This window comes from Pantoea sp. USHLN256, from assembly GCF_037149875.1.
Taxonomy (GTDB): Bacteria; Pseudomonadota; Gammaproteobacteria; order Enterobacterales; family Enterobacteriaceae; genus Pantoea; species Pantoea nemavictus.
In genome coordinates this window covers 1-361 of record NZ_JBBCQO010000040.1, presented here as the reverse complement: position 1 = coordinate 361, position 361 = coordinate 1, and the positions used below count along the sequence as shown (strand labels likewise).

The 361-nt window shown below is 53.2% G+C and carries 1 rRNA gene; it reads right to left on the bottom strand.

The features are described 5' to 3' along the window. Positions 1–361 (bottom strand): 16S ribosomal RNA (locus WFL93_RS24150); the annotation flags it as partial.

Sequence of the window (361 nt, the reverse complement as noted above, 5' to 3'; positions counted from 1 at the left end):
GTATGCGCCATTGTAGCACGTGTGTAGCCCTACTCGTAAGGGCCATGATGACTTGACGTCATCCCCACCTTCCTCCAGTTTATCACTGGCAGTCTCCTTTGAGTTCCCGGCATTACCCGCTGGCAACAAAGGATAAGGGTTGCGCTCGTTGCGGGACTTAACCCAACATTTCACAACACGAGCTGACGACAGCCATGCAGCACCTGTCTCAGCGTTCCCGAAGGCACCAAAGCATCTCTGCCAAGTTCGCTGGATGTCAAGAGTAGGTAAGGTTCTTCGCGTTGCATCGAATTAAACCACATGCTCCACCGCTTGTGCGGGCCCCCGTCAATTCATTTGAGTTTTAACCTTGCGGCCGTAC